Here is a 15490-nt window from a genome sequence, read left to right on the forward strand (position 1 = left end):
TCCATCACACTGTTCGTCGGGATGATCGCGATCTGGGCGCAGGTGATCCCCCAGCTCTAGGCCGGCGAGCGTGCCGCTGCCGCTTGGGGAAAAGCGGGACGACTTGGCCGATCGGCCGCTCCGGCGTGGACTCTGGAGCAGTGACGCCCCACCATTGCGAGGCGAGTCGGCCGGGCGATGCAGGATCCTCGTTTGATCTGCCTGACATCTCCCGGCGTTGGCGACCGCTCCATTTCATCTGCAAGAGGCCGTCACGCGACCATGCCGAGCGCCGGATTCGTTCACCTTCACGTTCACTCGGCCTATTCGCTGCTCAAGGGCTCGATCAAGATCGCCAAGCTCGCCGAGCTTGCGAAGAAGGACCACCAGCCCGCGCTGGCGCTGACCGACACCGACAATCTGTTCGGTGCGCTGGAGTTCTCCGACAAGATGGCGAGTTCCGGCATCCAGCCAATCGTCGGCTGCGAGCTGGCCATCGATTTCGGCGATCAGGATCCGAATGCGCGCAACGCGATGGGGCCGTCGCGGGTGGTGCTGCTGGGAGCGCAGGAGCGCGGCTATCGCAGCCTGATGCGGCTGAATTCGCGCGCGTTCCTGGAATCGCCGGACAGCCATGCTCCGTTCATCAAGTTCGATTGGCTCGGGGGCGAGACCGAAGGGCTGATCGCGCTGACGGGCGGACCGGACGGGCCGATCTCGCTGGCGCTCGCCGGCGGTCATGCCGAGCTCGCCGCGCAGCGCTGCGAGCGTCTGGCCGGCCTGTTCGGCGACCGCCTCTACGTCGAATTGCAGCGCCACAACACCGAGAAGGAGCGGCGCGTCGAAAGCGGCTTGATCGACATCGCCTACGCCAAGGGACTGCCGCTGGTTGCGACCAACGAGCCGTATTTCGCCGCGACCGACGATTACGAGGCGCATGACGCGCTCCTCTGCATCGCCGGCGGGCGGCTGATCGCCGAGACCGAACGCGAGCAGCTCACGCCGGATCATCGCTTCAAGACGCGCGCCGAGATGGCGGTGCTGTTCGCCGACATCCCGGAGGCGCTGGCCTCGACGGTGGAGATCGCCGAGCGCTGCTCGTTCCGGCCGATGACGCGCAAGCCGATCCTGCCGTTCTTCACCGTCGGCGCCGCGTCGAGCTCGGATGCGGCTGCGGTGGAGGCCGCCGAGTTGAAGCGCCAGGCGGAGGAGGGGCTCGCGAACCGCCTGCGCGTCCACGGCCTGTCACAGGGCACGACGGAAGAGACCTACGCCAAGCGGCTCGCCTTCGAGCTCGACGTCATCACCCGCATGAAATATGCGGGCTACTTCCTGATCGTGTCCGACTTCATCAAATGGGCGAAGTCGCAAGGGATTCCGGTCGGGCCGGGCCGCGGCTCCGGCGCCGGCTCGCTGGTCGCCTGGGCGCTGACCATCACCGACCTCGATCCGATCAAGTTCGGCCTGCTGTTCGAGCGCTTCCTCAACCCCGAACGCGTCTCGATGCCGGACTTCGACATCGACTTCTGCCAGGACCGCCGCGGCGAGGTGATCAAGTACGTCCAGGAGCGCTACGGCCGCGACCAGGTTGCGCAGATCATCACCTTCGGCACGCTGCAGGCGCGCGGCGTGCTGCGCGACGTCGGTCGCGTGCTGCAGATGCCCTATGGCCAGGTCGACAAGCTGACCAAGCTGGTGCCGCAGAATCCGGCGGCACCGGTGACGCTGGCTGCCGCCATCGAGAGCGAGCCGAAGCTCCAGGCGTTCCGCGATGAAGATCCGATCGTGGCGCGCGCCTTCGACATCGCGCAGCGCCTCGAAGGCCTGACGCGCCACGCCTCGACCCATGCGGCGGGCATCGTGATCGGCGATCGCCCGTTGAGCGAGCTCGTGCCGCTCTACCGCGATCCCAAATCCGACATGCCGGTGACCCAGTTCAACATGAAATGGGTCGAGCCGGCGGGGCTCGTGAAGTTCGACTTCCTCGGCCTGAAAACGCTCACAGTCCTCGACGTCGCAGTCAAACTGCTCGAGCCGCGCGGCATCCATGTCGATCTCGCCACGCTGCCGATCGACGATGCTGAGAGCTACCAGATGCTGGCCCGGGGCGACGTCGTCGGCGTGTTCCAGGTTGAAAGCCAGGGCATGCGGCGGGCGCTGATCGACATGCGCCCGGACCGTTTCGAGGACATCATCGCGCTGGTCGCGCTCTATCGCCCGGGCCCGATGGCGAACATCCCGACCTACTGCGCGCGCAAGCACGGCGACGAGGAGCCGGAATATCTGCATCCGGTGCTGGAGCCGATCCTGAAAGAGACCTTCGGCGTCATCATCTACCAGGAACAGGTGATGCAGATCGCGCAGGTGATGTCCGGCTATTCGCTCGGCGACGCCGACCTCCTGCGCCGCGCCATGGGCAAGAAGATCCGCGCCGAAATGGACAAGCAGCGCGACATCTTCGTCGCGGGCGCGGTGAAGAACGGCGTGCCGAAGGGGCAGGCCGAGACCATCTTCGAACTCCTGGCGAAGTTTGCCGACTACGGCTTCAACAAGAGCCACGCGGCGGCTTACGCGCTGGTGTCCTACCACACCGCCTACATGAAGGCGCATTATCCGGTGGAGTTCATCGCCGCGTCGATGACGCTCGATCTCAACAACACCGATAAGCTCTCCGAATTCCGCTCCGAGGCGCAGCGTCTCGGCATCAAGGTCGAGCCGCCCAACATCAACCGGTCGGGCGCGACCTTCGAGGTCGGCGAGAAGACCATCTATTACGCGCTCGCAGCGCTCAAGGGCGTCGGCATCCAGGCGATCGAGCAGATCATCGCGGAGCGGACCAGAGGCGGCCTGTTCACCTCGCTCGCCGATTTCGCTGCCCGGGTCTCGCCGCGCGCGATCAACAAGCGCATCATCGAAAGTCTCGCTGCCGCCGGCGCCTTCGATACGCTTGAGCCGAACCGGGCGCGTGTCTTTGCCGGTGCCGACTCGATCCTCGCCGCCTGCCAGCGCGCCCACGAGGCCGCGACCATTGGCCAGAACGACATGTTCGGCATGTCGGCGGACGCGCCGACCATCATGCTGCCGCAGGTCGAGCCGTGGCTGCCGGCGGAGCGGCTGCGCCGCGAATACGACGCGATCGGCTTCTTCCTGTCGGGACATCCGCTCGACGACTACGCGACCGTGCTGAAGCGGCTGCGGGTGCAGAGCTGGGCCGAATTCTCGCGCGCGGTGAAGACCGGCGCCACCGCCGGCAAGGTCGCCGCCACCGTGGTCTCGCGCATGGAGCGGCGCACCAAGACCGGCAACAAGATGGGCATCATGGGGCTGTCCGATCCCACCGGCCATTTCGAGGCGGTGCTGTTCTCGGAAGGCCTTGCACAATATCGCGACGTGCTGGAGCCGGGCGCGGCCGTGCTGCTGCAACTGGGCGCCGAGCTTCAGGGCGAGGACGTGCGCGCCCGCGTGCTGCATGCCGAGCCGCTCGATGACGCCGCGGCCAAGACGCAGAAGGGCCTGCGCATCTTCCTGCGCGACACCAAGCCGCTGGACTCGATCGCCAAGCGTTTGGCCGGGCCCGACATGGCGGCCTCGAACGGTGGCGCGCCGAAGGTCGGCAGTCCCGGCATTGCACCGCGCTCCAACGGCGACGGCGAGGTCTCGCTGGTGATGATGCTCGACCTCGAGACCGAGGTCGAGATGAAGCTGCCCGGCCGCTTCAAGGTCTCGCCGCAGATCGCCGGTGCGATCAAGGCGGTCGCGGGCGTGGTGGACGTGCAGCAGCTCTGAGGTCGCCGGCACCGCCGCAAACCAAAGCTTAACTATTTGGGCCGCGTGTGGTTTCGAAGTCGCTCGAGCGCAGCTATCAGTTGTCGGCTCGACGATCTCGTTTGACGAGAAACCTGGAAGGACAACAACCATGTGCGACAAATGCTCCGATAATCTGCATCAACCTGTTGCTCCCTCCCGACGCTCCATGATGCTCCTTGCCACGTCGGCGCTTGCGGCGGCGGCGTTCGGCGGGGCCGCCTTCGCCAAGGAGAAGAAGGCGCCGCCGAAACCGCAGAACGTGCTGTCGCCCGATGCGGCGCTGAAGCGGCTGATGGAAGGCAATGCGCGTTACGTGTCGGGCGTGTCGCGCCGCCACGACTTCAAGCATGAGCGCGAGGCATTGGTCGGCGGCCAGAATCCCTACGCGGCCGTGCTGAGCTGCGCCGATTCTCGTATCGCGCCCGAATATGCCTTCGACAGTGGACGCGGAGACCTGTTTGTGTGCCGCGTCGCCGGAAACTTTGCGGGGGACGAAACCGTCGCCAGCATGGAATACACCGTCGCGGTGCTCGGAACGCCCCTGATCCTGGTGCTCGGCCACGACAATTGCGGCGCCGTCGATGCGACCATCAAGTCGCTGAAGGACGACAAGCCGCTGCCAGGGCACATCCCCACGCTGGTCTCCGCGATCGCGCCGGCGGTGAAGACGGCGGCTCAGCAGAGCGGGAATGCGCTCGACAACGCCATTCGCCAGAATGTCCTCGACAACGTCGCCAAGCTGAAATCGGCCGCCCCGATCCTCAACGCAGCGGCCGAGCAGGGCAAGCTCAAGGTTGTCGGCGGTATCTATCGGCTGAGGACGGGAAGCGTCGAGTTGGTCGCCCAGGGCTGAGCCCGAAACCGCAACCGCAAGAATGCGGTGATCGCCAATGCGAGCACCGGACTGCTGGGATACGGGCTCCCCCTCGCGATGACGTCGGCGTATAAAAATCCGGGGCCGGTCTCCGTTGATGAGGCGGCCGCGCGGGCGACCGTCGCCGAATTGAAATTGGCCGAGTGATCCGCGGGCGAGGGGCCGTGTCGCGAGATCGTCGCGGTGAGGCTGACGCCGGCGACGGGGCGGCCATGGCACCGCCTCAATCCAAGCTTTTCGTCGTTCAAGCCTTTCGTTCAACCGCCGTTCAGCCGGCTGCGCGCCTCATGCGTGCCGGACCTCGACAACAATAGCGGGCGAGCAAGCCATGCGTGGGACGCTCAGAGCCTTCATCTGCCTTCTGCTGCCGATCCTGGCCTTCGCCGCGGGCGTACCGGAACCGGCGCGCGCCCAGCAGCCGGAAAAGCGCCTCGCGCTCGTGGTCGGCAACGGCGCCTACGCCAAATCGCCGCTGGCGACGACGGCCAACGATGCCGGCCTGATCGCGCAGACGCTCCAGGCGGCGGGCTTCGACGTGGTCGGCGCGCGCGATCTCGACGGCGACACGCTGCGCAAGAGCTTGCGCGATTTCATCCAGAAGGCCCAGGCGTCGGGACCGGGCACGGTCGCGATGATCTATCTCGCCGGCTACGGCGTGCAGCTTGCCGGCGAGAACTATTTCATCCCGGTCGATTCCAGCATCACCCGCGACACCGACATACCGACCGAAGCCCTGCGCATCAGCGACTATGCGCGCCAGCTCGCATCCGTTCCGCTCAAGGCCGGCATCGTCGTGCTCGACGCGGCGCGCGCGCAGCCCTTCATCGAAGGCGGTCAGCCGATCGCGAGCGGCCTGGCGCTGGTCGAGCCCGAGGCGAACATGCTGATAGCCTTCAACGCCGCGCCCGGCACGGTGGCGCCGGAGGAACCGGGGCCTTACGGCATCTATGCCCAGTCGCTCGCCGAGATGATCCGCACCGGCGGCCTGCCGCTGCCCGAGGTGTTCGACCGCGTCCGCCTGCGGGTCAACGAGGCCTCCAAGGGCGCGCAGGTGCCCTGGAACGAGCAGAAGATATCGGCGCAATTCTCGTTCTTCGAGCGTGGGCCCGACGCGCCGCCGCCGGAGACCACGCCCGACCAGGTCGCCGCGATCCGCAACAAGCCGATCCGCGATCTCGGCGTGCAGGATGCCTATGCCGCCGCGCTCGAGCGCGACACGCTGGCGGCCTATGAGGAGTTTCTCGCGGCCTATCCGAATGACCCGCTCGCAAAGCGCGTCATGGCGATCGTGGCGGCGCGCCGCGAGGCGATCACTTGGCGACGAACCTATCGCGCCGATACGCCGGACGCCTATTGGTCGTATCTGCGCCGCTACCCGCGGGGGCCGCATGCAGGCGATGCCCGGCGCAGGCTGGCGATCCTGACTGCGCCGCTCGAGCCGCCGCCGACTTTCACGATGCTGGACTACGACGTCCCGCCACCGCCGCCGGAAGAGGTCATCTATGTCGACCGTCCGGTGCTGTATTTCAGCGATCCCGATTTCGGCTTCGCGCCGCCACCGCCGCCGCCGGTCTATTATCTGCCGCCGCCGCCGCCGGATTTCGTCGTGCTGCCGCCGCCGCTGCCTGTGGTCGGCCTGTTCGTGCTGCCGCAGCCGGTGTTCGTGCCGATCCCGGTGTTCGTCAGGCCGCCGGTCTATGTCGCGCCGCCGCCGAACAACATCATCTTTCAGAACATCCACAACACCACGGTCATCAACACCGTGATCAACCGTCCGCCCGCGCCGCCGCCGGCCGCGGGGCCGGCGCCCGGTCCGGGCAATCTGGCCCCGGCGGTTGCCGGCCGCGCCACGCCGGCAGGTGCCGCCGTGCCGCAGGCAGTCGTGCAGCGCGCCGCACTGATCCAGCAGGGCAAGGCGCCGATGCCGCCGAGCGCGACGATCCGGCCGACGGTGAGACCGGGTATCGCGGCACCGGCTCCAACCAATGTCGCTCCTGCCACGACAGCGCAGCCGCCGGCTGCGGCCAGGCTGCCCCAAGCCAATACCTTGCCGGCACCCAATACCCTGCCGGGAACTCCTGGCGGTCCCCCGGCGGGCCCGGCGCCCGGCGCCGTCATGCCGCGCGGCACGCCCAGTCCGGAAGCGACGGCACCCGCCGGCAACGTCCCTGCTGCGACACCTCGAGCACCGGCGGCCACCAAGCTGCCGCAGGCCAACACGCTGCCGGTGCCGGGAACTCCGGGCGGACCGCCTCCGGCCGGGGCAGGGGGCGCGCCCGGCGCTGCTCCGCCTCATGGCAGATCCGCTGCCACCGCGACGCCGCCCGCCGGCAACGCCCCGCCGGCACCACCGAACGCGGCAACCGCTACGGCGCCCAACCACCCACCGGCTCCCGGAAGCTCGACGCCGCCGTCCGCAGGCCTGCCCAGGCCGCCGGGGCCGACGACGCCACCTGAGGTTGACCTGCGCGGCAGGCCGGCCGGGTCCCAGTCGGGCGCTTTGCCGCCGAGCGCGGCCCACGGCAAGCCGGTTGTCCCGCCCACGGTCAAACCCGCGGCACCGCCACCGCCGCCAGTGGCGGCGCGGGGGCCGTCCGGAGTTCGGGATCACCGGCCCGCACCGCCGCCGCAGGCCGCCAGGCCTGTCGCACCGCCACCGCATCCTCAGGCCTTGGCGAAGCCGACGCCGCCGCCTCCGCCGCGAGTCGCGCCACCCCCGCCGCCGCGCGCTGCGCCTCCGCCCGTGGCCGTGGCCCGACCGGCGCCACCGCCGCCCGTTGCTCGACCGGCGCCGCCTCCGATGGCGCGTCCTGCGCCACCTCCGCCTCCGATGGCACGGCCCGCGCCGCCGCCACCTCCGGTCGCGCGGCCTGCACCGCCTCCCATGGCGGCCGCGCCGCCGCGTGCGGCGCCGCATCCGCCGGCACGGCCAGCCGGCCCGCCACCAAAGACCTGTCCGCCTGGCCAGCCGAAATGCTAGGAGGCTGAACGGGTAGGGACGACCGGAAGCGACAGGAGCTTGCGGACGGCCCCTTATTTCCTTGCTTCTGGCCGAAATGGCGCTATATAGCGCGCCATCTCACACGGAAACATGGCTCGCAAGGCCGTCCGGTGGCAACCGGGGCGAGAACGCTCCGTTTTGCTCACACGTTTCCGGAGGAACCAACCGGAGAATTAGAACGATGGCGCTACCCGATTTCACCATGCGTCAGCTGCTCGAAGCTGGCGTGCACTTTGGTCACCAGTCTCACCGCTGGAATCCGAAAATGGCTCCGTTCATTTTCGGCACCCGCAACAACATTCACATCGTCGACCTCGCCCAGACCGTGCCGATGCTGCACCAGGCCCTCCAGGCCGTCAGCGACACGGTGGCCAAGGGCGGCCGCATCCTGTTCGTCGGCACCAAGCGCCAGGCGCAGGACGGTGTTGCGGACGCGGCCAAGCGCTGCGCGCAGTACTTCGTCAATTCGCGCTGGCTCGGCGGCACGCTGACCAACTGGAAGACGATCTCGGCCTCGATCAAGCGCCTGCGTCACCTCGACGACGTGCTCTCGGGCGGCGAAGCCAATTCCTACACGAAGAAGGAGCGCCTGACGCTTCAGCGCGAGCGCGACAAGCTCGACCGTTCGCTCGGCGGCATCAAGGACATGGGCGGTCTGCCCGACCTGATCTTCGTGATCGACACCAACAAGGAAGACATCGCGATCCAGGAGGCCCAGCGGCTCAACATCCCGGTCGCCGCGATCGTCGACACCAATTCGGACCCCAAGGGCATCACCTATGTGGTGCCTGGCAATGACGACGCGGGCCGCGCCATTTCGCTGTACTGCGATCTCATCGCGCGTGCGGCGATCGACGGCATCTCGCGCGCCCAGGGCGATTCGGGCATCGACATCGGCGCCGCGGCTCAGCCGGTCGCCGAGGAGCTGCCGGCGCCCTCGTCGAGCGGCTTCCAGGGCCTCGCGGGTCCCCGCGGCACCGCCGACGACCTCAAGAAGCTCCCGGGCGTGTCGGGTGCGATCGAGAAGAAGTTCAACGACCTCGGCATCTTCCACTATTGGCAGCTCGCCGAGCTCGACCACGACACCGCGCACACGATCGGCGAAGAGGTCGGTCTGCCGAGCCGTGCGGACGCCTGGGTGGCCAAGGCCAAGGCGCTGACCGCGGAAGCGGAATAGTCAAAAAGAGCGATGGGTTGGCCGGATAGGATCCGGCCACCATTTCAGTTGACGCAAATTGCTGAGATGGACCGCGGCGGGGCGCTAAGATGCCACGCTGCGGCAAACCGGCAGGCACAAAGGATTTCAACGATGGCAACGATCACAGCGGCGATGGTCAAGGATCTGCGCGAGTCGACCGGCGCAGGCATGATGGACTGCAAGGCCGCACTGACCGAGAACGACGGCAACATGGAAGCGGCGCAGGACTGGCTTCGCAAGAAGGGTCTGTCCAAGGCTGCCAAGAAGTCGGGCCGGGTCGCGGCCGAGGGCCTGATCGGCGCGCTCACCAAGGGCACCAAGGGCGTCGTGGTCGAGGTCAATTCCGAGACCGACTTCGTCGCGCGCAACGGCCAGTTCCAGGGCCTCGTCAAGATGATCGCCCAGGTTGCCTTCGACGTCGGCGCCGACGTCGAGAAGATCAAGGCCGCCAAGGTCGGCGACGTCACGATCGAAACCGCCATCAATGACGCGATCGCCACCATCGGCGAGAACATGACGCTGCGCCGCGCCGCCCAGCTCGAAGTGAGCCAGGGTGTGGTGTCGCACTATGTCCACGGGGCCGTCATCGACGGCGCCGGCAAGATGGGCGTGATCGTGGCACTGGAATCGCCGGGCAAGGCCGACGAGCTCGCCGCGCTCGGCCGCCAGATCGCGATGCATGTCGCCGCCGCCAACCCGCTGGCGCTCGATCCGTCCGGTCTTGATCCGGCGGTCGTCAAGCGCGAGAAGGACGTGCTCGCCGACAAGTATCGCCAGCAGGGCAAGCCCGAGAACGTGATCGAGAAGATCGTCGAGTCCGGCCTCAAGACCTACTACAAGGAAGTCTGCCTGCTCGAGCAGGCCTTCATCCACGACACCGGCAAGTCGGTGGCGCAGGCGGTGAAGGAGGCCGAGGGCAAGGTCGGCGGCGCTGTGAAGATCGCCGGCTTTGTGCGCTATGCTCTCGGCGAGGGAATCGAGAAGCAGGAAAGCGATTTCGCGGCCGAGGTCGCCGCGGCCAGCGGCAAGAAGTAAGCGCCGGAACGTTCCTTCCGGCGTGCCGCCGGAAGCGGCGCCCGGACAAGGAAGGTGCTCATGACTGATCCGGTCTACCGTCGCGTCGTGATCAAGCTGTCCGGCGAATATCTCGCGGGACAGCAAGGCTTTGGCATCGATCAACCGACCGTCGACCGGGTTGTGGACGATCTGATCGCGGCCCGCCATCTCGGCACCGAGGTCGCGGTCGTGATCGGCGGCGGCAACATGGTCCGCGGCGTCGAGGTCTCCTCCCGCGGGGTGTCGCGCACAACCGGCGACACCATGGGCATGCTCGCCACCATGATGAACTGCCTCGCGCTGGAAGCGGCGATCGAGCGCAAGGGTACGCCGGCGCGGACGCTGTCGGCCTTCGTCATGCCAGAGATTTCCGAGTTGTTTACCCGCACTGCGGCACACAAATACCTGGCCGAGGGCCGGATCGTGCTGCTTGGCGGCGGGACGGGCAATCCGTTCTTCACCACCGACACGACCGCGGTGCTGCGTGCCGCCGAGATCGGGGCGCAGGCGGTCCTGAAGGCGACCAATGTCGACGGCGTCTACTCCGCCGACCCGAAGACGGATCCGACCGCCACGCGGTTCGACCGTCTGACGCACTCGCAGGCGATCGAGGGCGGCTACAAGGTGATGGATGCGACCGCCTTCGCGCTTGCCCGCGAGACATCGCTGCCTATCATCGTATTCTCGATCGCGGAGCCGGGGTCGATCGGCGCGATTCTGCGTGGCGTCGGCCACGGAACCATCGTCGCCGGCTGACGGCTCGTCTTGCGGGCCCCGAGGGAAGGGCGCGGAGCGGTCGCCGGGATTTTGAAGGAGAAACGTGATGCCCACGGGTAATTTCGACCTCAACGAAGTGAAGCGCCGCATGCAGGGCGCCGTCCAGTCCCTCAAGCACGAGCTCGGCGGCCTGCGCACCGGCCGCGCCTCCGCCTCGATGCTCGATCCGGTTCAGGTCGAGGCCTATGGCAGCCACATGCCGCTGAACCAGCTTGCCACCGTCAGCGTGCCGGAGCCGCGGCTGATCTCGGTGCAGGTCTGGGACAAGTCGATGGTCAAGGCGGTGGAGAAGGCGATCGTCGATTCCAATCTCGGCCTGTCGCCCGCGACCGAGGGCCAGGTGCTGCGCCTGCGCATCCCCGAGCTCAACGAGGAACGGCGCAAGGAGCTGGTGAAGGTCGCGCACAAATACGCCGAAGCTGCCAAGGTCGCCGCGCGCCATGTCCGCCGCGACGGTCTCGACGTGCTCAAGAAGCTCGAGAAGAATCACGAGATGTCGGAGGACGATCAGAAGCGTCACGCCGACGAGGTGCAGAAGGCGACCGACGGTACCATCGCCGAGATCGACCAGTTGCTGGCCGCCAAGGAAAAAGAAATCCTCACCGTCTAAAGCACGATGAATGGTCATCGCGCTTTAGGTTATTGTTTGCGCATGATCTTTTCGGAAAACCGCTTCGCACTTTTCCGGATCATGCTTTGAGGCCGCCATAATGTCCAACGCCGCCGCGCCAGCAACGGAAGGGCCCGACCGGTCCGAGGTGCCTGCGCATGTCGCCATCATCATGGATGGCAACGGCCGTTGGGCGGCCGCGCGCGGACTGCCGCGCGCGGAGGGGCATCGTCGCGGTGTGGACGCGCTGCGCCGTGTGGTGCGCGCCTCGCACGAGCTCGGCATTCGTTATCTCACCATCTTCTCGTTCTCGTCGGAGAACTGGTCACGACCGGCGAGCGAGATCGGCGACCTGTTCGGCCTGCTGCGGCGCTTCATCCGCAACGATCTGGCGAGCCTGCATCGCGACGGCGTCAAGGTTCGCATCATCGGCGAGCGCGAAGGGCTCGAGAGCGACATCTGCGGGCTCCTCAACGAGGCCGAGGAGCTGACACGCGACAACACGCGCCTGACGCTCGTCGTCGCCTTCAATTACGGCTCGCGGCAGGAGATCGCGAAAGCGGCGCAGAGGCTTGCCCGCGAAGTCGCTGAGGGCAAGCGGGACCCAGCCACGATCGACGCCGAGACGCTCGGGGCGCATCTCGACGCGCCCGCCATTCCCGATCCCGATCTCATCATCCGCACCAGCGGGGAGCAGCGCCTGTCCAACTTCCTGATGTGGCAGGCCGCCTATAGCGAGCTCGTGTTCGTGCCGATCCACTGGCCCGACTTCGACAAGGCGGCGCTGGAAAGCGCGATTGCCGAATTTGCCAGGCGCGAACGCCGTTTCGGCGGCCTGGTCGCGAAAACCGCCTCGTGAGCGAACCGGACGCCGCACCGGCGGGCTCTCAGGCTGCCCCGAGCAATCTCGTGCTGCGAGTCCTCGCAGGATTGGTGCTGGCGCCGCTCGCGATTGCGCTCGCCTATGCCGGCGGCTGGCTCTGGGCCCTTCTCGTCACCCTGGTCTCGATCGGACTGTTCGCCGAATGGCTGATGGTGGTGGGCGCGAGCTCGGTCGCGCTGACGGGCGCGGGGACGATCGTCATTGCCATCGTGGGATTTTGCACGGCCTTCGGCGCCCTCAAGACGGCCGTCATCAGCGGCTTCATCGGCGGCGCGATCGTGACGCTGATTGCGCGGAGGAAGTTCCTCTGGGCGGCGACCGGGTTTGCCTATGCGTCGGCGGCGCTACTGGCTTCGATCCTTTTGCGGCAGGATCTCGTCAACGGTTTCGCCGCGCTGATGTTCGTGCTGCTCGTGGTGTGGGCGACCGACATCGGCGGCTATTTTGCCGGCCGCAGCATCGGCGGGCCGAAGCTGTGGCCGCGCGTGAGCCCGAAAAAGACCTGGTCCGGAGCGCTCGGCGGCTTTGCGGCGAGCCTTGCGGTTGCGGCCGGCTTTGCTGCCTGCGGCATCGGAAAGGTGGTTCCACTGCTGCTCGTCAGCGCCGTCCTGTCGGTGGTATCGCAACTCGGCGATCTCTTCGAATCCGCGGTGAAGCGGCGCTTCGGGGTCAAGGATTCCAGTCACTTAATTCCCGGCCATGGCGGGCTTATGGACCGCCTGGACGGTTTCGTCGCTGCCATCCTGGCGGCATGGATTATCGGCTTTCTCCGCCACGGTGTGCATAGCGCCGGAAGCGGTCTTATGGTTTGGTGAGGATATGAGCGCGGTCCCATTGCGTAACAACAGGCTTGCGGCGTCCGACGTCCGCAGCGTCACGGTTCTCGGCGCCACCGGCTCGATCGGCGACAGCACGATGGACCTGCTGCGCGCCTCGCCCGAGCGCTATCGTGTCGAGGCGTTGACGGCGAACGGCAATGTCGCGGCGCTGGCCAAGCTCGCCAGGGAATTCTCCGCGCGCTATGTCGCGATTGCCGACACCTCCAAGCTCGCCGAACTCAAGGCCGCGCTGGCGGGCACCGGCACCGAATGCGGCGCCGGCGAGAGCGCGGTGATCGAGGCGGGCGCGCGTCCGGCCGACTGGGTGATGGCGGCCGTGAGCGGTGCTGCGGGACTGAAGCCGGCGCTGGCGGCTGTCGATCGCGGTGCCCATGTCGCGCTCGCCAACAAGGAGTGTCTGGTCTGCGCCGGCGATTTCTTCATGCAGCGCGCGGCAAAGGCTGGCGCCTGCATTCTGCCGGCCGATTCCGAGCATAATGCGCTGTTTCAGGCGCTGAGCTCAGGCAATCGCGATGAACTGGTCCGCGTCATCATCACGGCCTCGGGCGGTCCGTTCCGGACCTGGAAGCCCGCCGACATCGAGCAGGCCACGCTCGAGCAGGCGCTGAAGCATCCGAACTGGAGCATGGGCCAGAAGATCACGATCGATTCCGCCTCGATGATGAACAAGGGGCTCGAAGTGATCGAGGCATCCTATCTGTTCGCGCTTGCGCCCGACGAGATCGATGTCCTCGTTCATCCGCAGTCGATCATTCACGGCATGGTCGAGTTCTCCGACTGCTCCGTCGTGGCCCAGCTCGGTGCGCCCGACATGCGCACCCCGATCGCGCATTGCCTCGGCTGGCCCGATCGCATCAAGGGACCGGCGGCGAAGTTGGACCTCGCCAAGATCGGTCAGCTGACCTTCGAGGCGCCGGACTTCGAGCGCTTCCCCGGACTGCGGCTGGCCTACGATTCGCTCCGGACAGGGAAGGGGGCGACCACCGTCTACAACGCCGCCAACGAGGTTGCGGTCGCCGCCTTCATCGCCGGCAAGATCCGGTTCGGCGCGATTGCCCGGCTGGTCGAGGCGACCCTTGACGATTGGATCAAAGGTGGGAACCAGGCGCCCCTGACGTCCGCCGACGATGCAATTTCCGTTGACCATGTTGCGCGAAATAGGGCTGCCGCCCTATTGCCTCAAATTGCCTTAAAGGCATCCTAGTTGGTTCGGTGCCAGGGCCTTGCGGCGCTGGGTGAGGGAAATCGATGATCGACTTTTTCGTCCATAGTTTCAATACGTTGAGCCATGGGCTCCTCGGTTACGCAGTTCCCTTCCTGTTCGTCCTGACCATCGTCGTGTTCTTCCACGAGCTTGGCCATTTCCTGGTCGCGCGCTGGGCGGGTGTTCGCGTGCTGACCTTCTCGCTCGGTTTCGGACCTGAACTGGTCGGTTTCAACGACCGCCACGGCACGCGCTGGAAGATCTCGGCAATCCCGCTCGGCGGCTACGTCAAGTTCTTCGGCGACGAGAGCGAGGCCTCGACACCGTCGTCACAGACGCTCGCGGCGATGACGGCCGAGGAGCGCGCCGGCAGCTTCCATCACAAGAAGGTCGGCCCGCGCGCGGCCATCGTCGCGGCCGGACCGATCGCGAATTTTATCCTGGGCGCGCTGATCTTCGCCGGCATGGCCCTCTATTACGGCAAGCCGAGCACGATCGCGCGTGTCGATGGCGTCGTCGCCGATGGTGCGGCGGCTGCGGCCGGCTTCAAGGTCGGGGACGTCGTCATCCAGATCGACGGCAAGCCGATCGAGAGCTTTGCCGACATGCAGCGAATCGTTGCGATGAACGCGGGTTCGGCGCTTGCGTTCCAGGTGAAGCGCGACGGCGCCATCGTCTCGCTGACCGCGACCCCGGCGCTGCTGGAGCGCAAGGATCCGTTCGGCAACAGCCATCGTCTCGGCGTGCTCGGTATCGAGCACAAGTCGCAGGCCGGAGAGGCCTCGACCGCGCCGGTCGGCGTCGCTGAGGCGCTCAAGATCGGGGTCGAGCAGGTCTGGTTCATCATCACCAGCACCTTCAAGTTCCTGGGCTCCCTGTTCGTCGGGCAGGGCAATCCGAACGAGGTCAGCGGTGTCCTGGGAATCGCGAAGATGTCGGGGCAGGCGGCCAGCGCCGGGTTCCAGTTCGTGATCAATCTCTGCGCGGTGCTGTCGGTCTCGATCGGCCTTTTGAACCTGTTCCCGATCCCGCTGCTCGATGGTGGCCACCTGATGTTCTACGCGGCCGAGGTGGTCCGTGGCCGGCCCCTGTCCGAGCGAACCCAGGAGATGGGGTTCCGAATCGGGCTGGGCTTGGTGCTGATGTTGATGGTGTTTGCGACCTACAACGACATCCTGCGGATGGCCGCTTCCTGATAGAGGCTTTTTTGTGGCGTTGCTGATCAGCAACGTCCCGGAATGAAATTGAAATCACGGCGCTTT

The 15490-nt window shown here is 66.8% G+C and carries 12 protein-coding genes; all 12 read left to right on the plus strand.

All coding sequences use genetic code 11. The annotated features are described in order from the left end of the window. Positions 1-261 precede the first annotated feature (261 nt). The 12 genes from dnaE (at position 262) to rseP (ending at position 15424) form a co-directional block, all read left to right on the plus strand. Positions 262-3765, plus strand: coding sequence for a DNA polymerase III subunit alpha (gene dnaE, locus EDE08_RS06865; RefSeq protein WP_131868192.1), 3504 nt, complete (start codon positions 262-264; stop codon positions 3763-3765). A gap of 130 nt (positions 3766-3895) precedes the next feature. Next, positions 3896-4639 (plus strand): carbonic anhydrase, encoded by a 744-nt coding sequence (locus tag EDE08_RS06870; protein ID WP_131868193.1) that lies wholly within the window; start codon positions 3896-3898, stop codon positions 4637-4639. Between the two features lie 27 nt (positions 4640-4666). Continuing rightward, a complete protein-coding gene (locus EDE08_RS38235) occupies positions 4667-4807 on the plus strand; it encodes a hypothetical protein (protein WP_165935737.1) in 141 nt (46 codons plus the stop codon). A gap of 181 nt (positions 4808-4988) precedes the next feature. Then, the gene (locus tag EDE08_RS06875; protein ID WP_131868194.1) at positions 4989-7640 is read left to right on the plus strand and encodes a caspase family protein; all 2652 of its coding nucleotides are present in this window, start codon (positions 4989-4991) and stop codon (positions 7638-7640) included. A 202-nt stretch (positions 7641-7842) separates the two neighbouring features. Beyond that, positions 7843-8838, plus strand: coding sequence for a 30S ribosomal protein S2 (locus tag EDE08_RS06880; protein WP_131868195.1), 996 nt, complete (start codon positions 7843-7845; stop codon positions 8836-8838). A 132-nt stretch (positions 8839-8970) separates the two neighbouring features. Next, positions 8971-9894: a translation elongation factor Ts gene (gene tsf / locus EDE08_RS06885; RefSeq protein WP_131868196.1), complete on the plus strand. Its 924-nt coding sequence runs from the start codon at positions 8971-8973 to the stop codon at positions 9892-9894. Between the two features lie 60 nt (positions 9895-9954). Continuing rightward, positions 9955-10671 carry a UMP kinase gene (gene pyrH, locus EDE08_RS06890; RefSeq protein ID WP_061879549.1) on the plus strand — a complete coding sequence of 239 codons (717 nt, stop codon included), beginning with the start codon at positions 9955-9957 and terminating at the stop codon, positions 10669-10671. 67 nt (positions 10672-10738) lie between these two features. Further along, entirely contained in the window at positions 10739-11302 is a 564-nt protein-coding gene (gene frr, locus EDE08_RS06895) for a ribosome recycling factor (protein WP_061879517.1), read from the plus strand. A 100-nt stretch (positions 11303-11402) separates the two neighbouring features. Further along, positions 11403-12161 carry an isoprenyl transferase gene (locus EDE08_RS06900; RefSeq protein ID WP_131868197.1) on the plus strand — a complete coding sequence of 253 codons (759 nt, stop codon included), beginning with the start codon at positions 11403-11405 and terminating at the stop codon, positions 12159-12161. Further along, positions 12158-13000, plus strand: a complete 843-nt coding sequence (locus EDE08_RS06905; protein WP_131868198.1) for a phosphatidate cytidylyltransferase — start codon at positions 12158-12160, stop codon at positions 12998-13000. The genes EDE08_RS06900 and EDE08_RS06905 overlap by 4 nt, the downstream gene beginning before the upstream one ends. 4 nt (positions 13001-13004) lie before the next feature. After that, a complete protein-coding gene (dxr, locus tag EDE08_RS06910; protein WP_124158107.1) occupies positions 13005-14228 on the plus strand; it encodes a 1-deoxy-D-xylulose-5-phosphate reductoisomerase in 1224 nt (407 codons plus the stop codon). Positions 14229-14272: 44 nt separating this feature from the next. Continuing rightward, on the plus strand, positions 14273-15424 hold the full coding sequence (gene rseP / locus EDE08_RS06915) for an RIP metalloprotease RseP (protein ID WP_131868199.1): 1152 nt from the start codon (positions 14273-14275) through the stop codon (positions 15422-15424). The last annotated feature ends 66 nt before the right edge of the window (positions 15425-15490 follow it).

The sequence above is a fragment of the Bradyrhizobium sp. R2.2-H genome, from assembly GCF_004346455.1.
GTDB classification, from domain to species: Bacteria; Pseudomonadota; Alphaproteobacteria; order Rhizobiales; family Xanthobacteraceae; genus Bradyrhizobium; species Bradyrhizobium diversitatis.

Excerpts from the sequence above, each read along its gene's own strand:
- pyrH (WP_061879549.1), top strand. The coding sequence starts at position 9,955 with ATGACTGATCCGGTCTACCGTCGCGTCGTGATCAAGCTGTCCGGCGAA.
- EDE08_RS06880 (WP_131868195.1), top strand. The coding sequence starts at position 7,843 with ATGGCGCTACCCGATTTCACCATGCGTCAGCTGCTCGAAGCTGGCGTG.
- dnaE (WP_131868192.1), top strand. The coding sequence starts at position 262 with ATGCCGAGCGCCGGATTCGTTCACCTTCACGTTCACTCGGCCTATTCG.
- EDE08_RS06900 (WP_131868197.1), top strand. The coding sequence starts at position 11,403 with ATGTCCAACGCCGCCGCGCCAGCAACGGAAGGGCCCGACCGGTCCGAG.
- EDE08_RS06870 (WP_131868193.1), top strand. The coding sequence starts at position 3,896 with ATGTGCGACAAATGCTCCGATAATCTGCATCAACCTGTTGCTCCCTCC.
- EDE08_RS06875 (WP_131868194.1), top strand. The coding sequence starts at position 4,989 with ATGCGTGGGACGCTCAGAGCCTTCATCTGCCTTCTGCTGCCGATCCTG.
- tsf (WP_131868196.1), top strand. The coding sequence starts at position 8,971 with ATGGCAACGATCACAGCGGCGATGGTCAAGGATCTGCGCGAGTCGACC.
- rseP (WP_131868199.1), top strand. The coding sequence starts at position 14,273 with ATGATCGACTTTTTCGTCCATAGTTTCAATACGTTGAGCCATGGGCTC.
- dxr (WP_124158107.1), top strand. The coding sequence starts at position 13,005 with ATGAGCGCGGTCCCATTGCGTAACAACAGGCTTGCGGCGTCCGACGTC.
- frr (WP_061879517.1), top strand. The coding sequence starts at position 10,739 with ATGCCCACGGGTAATTTCGACCTCAACGAAGTGAAGCGCCGCATGCAG.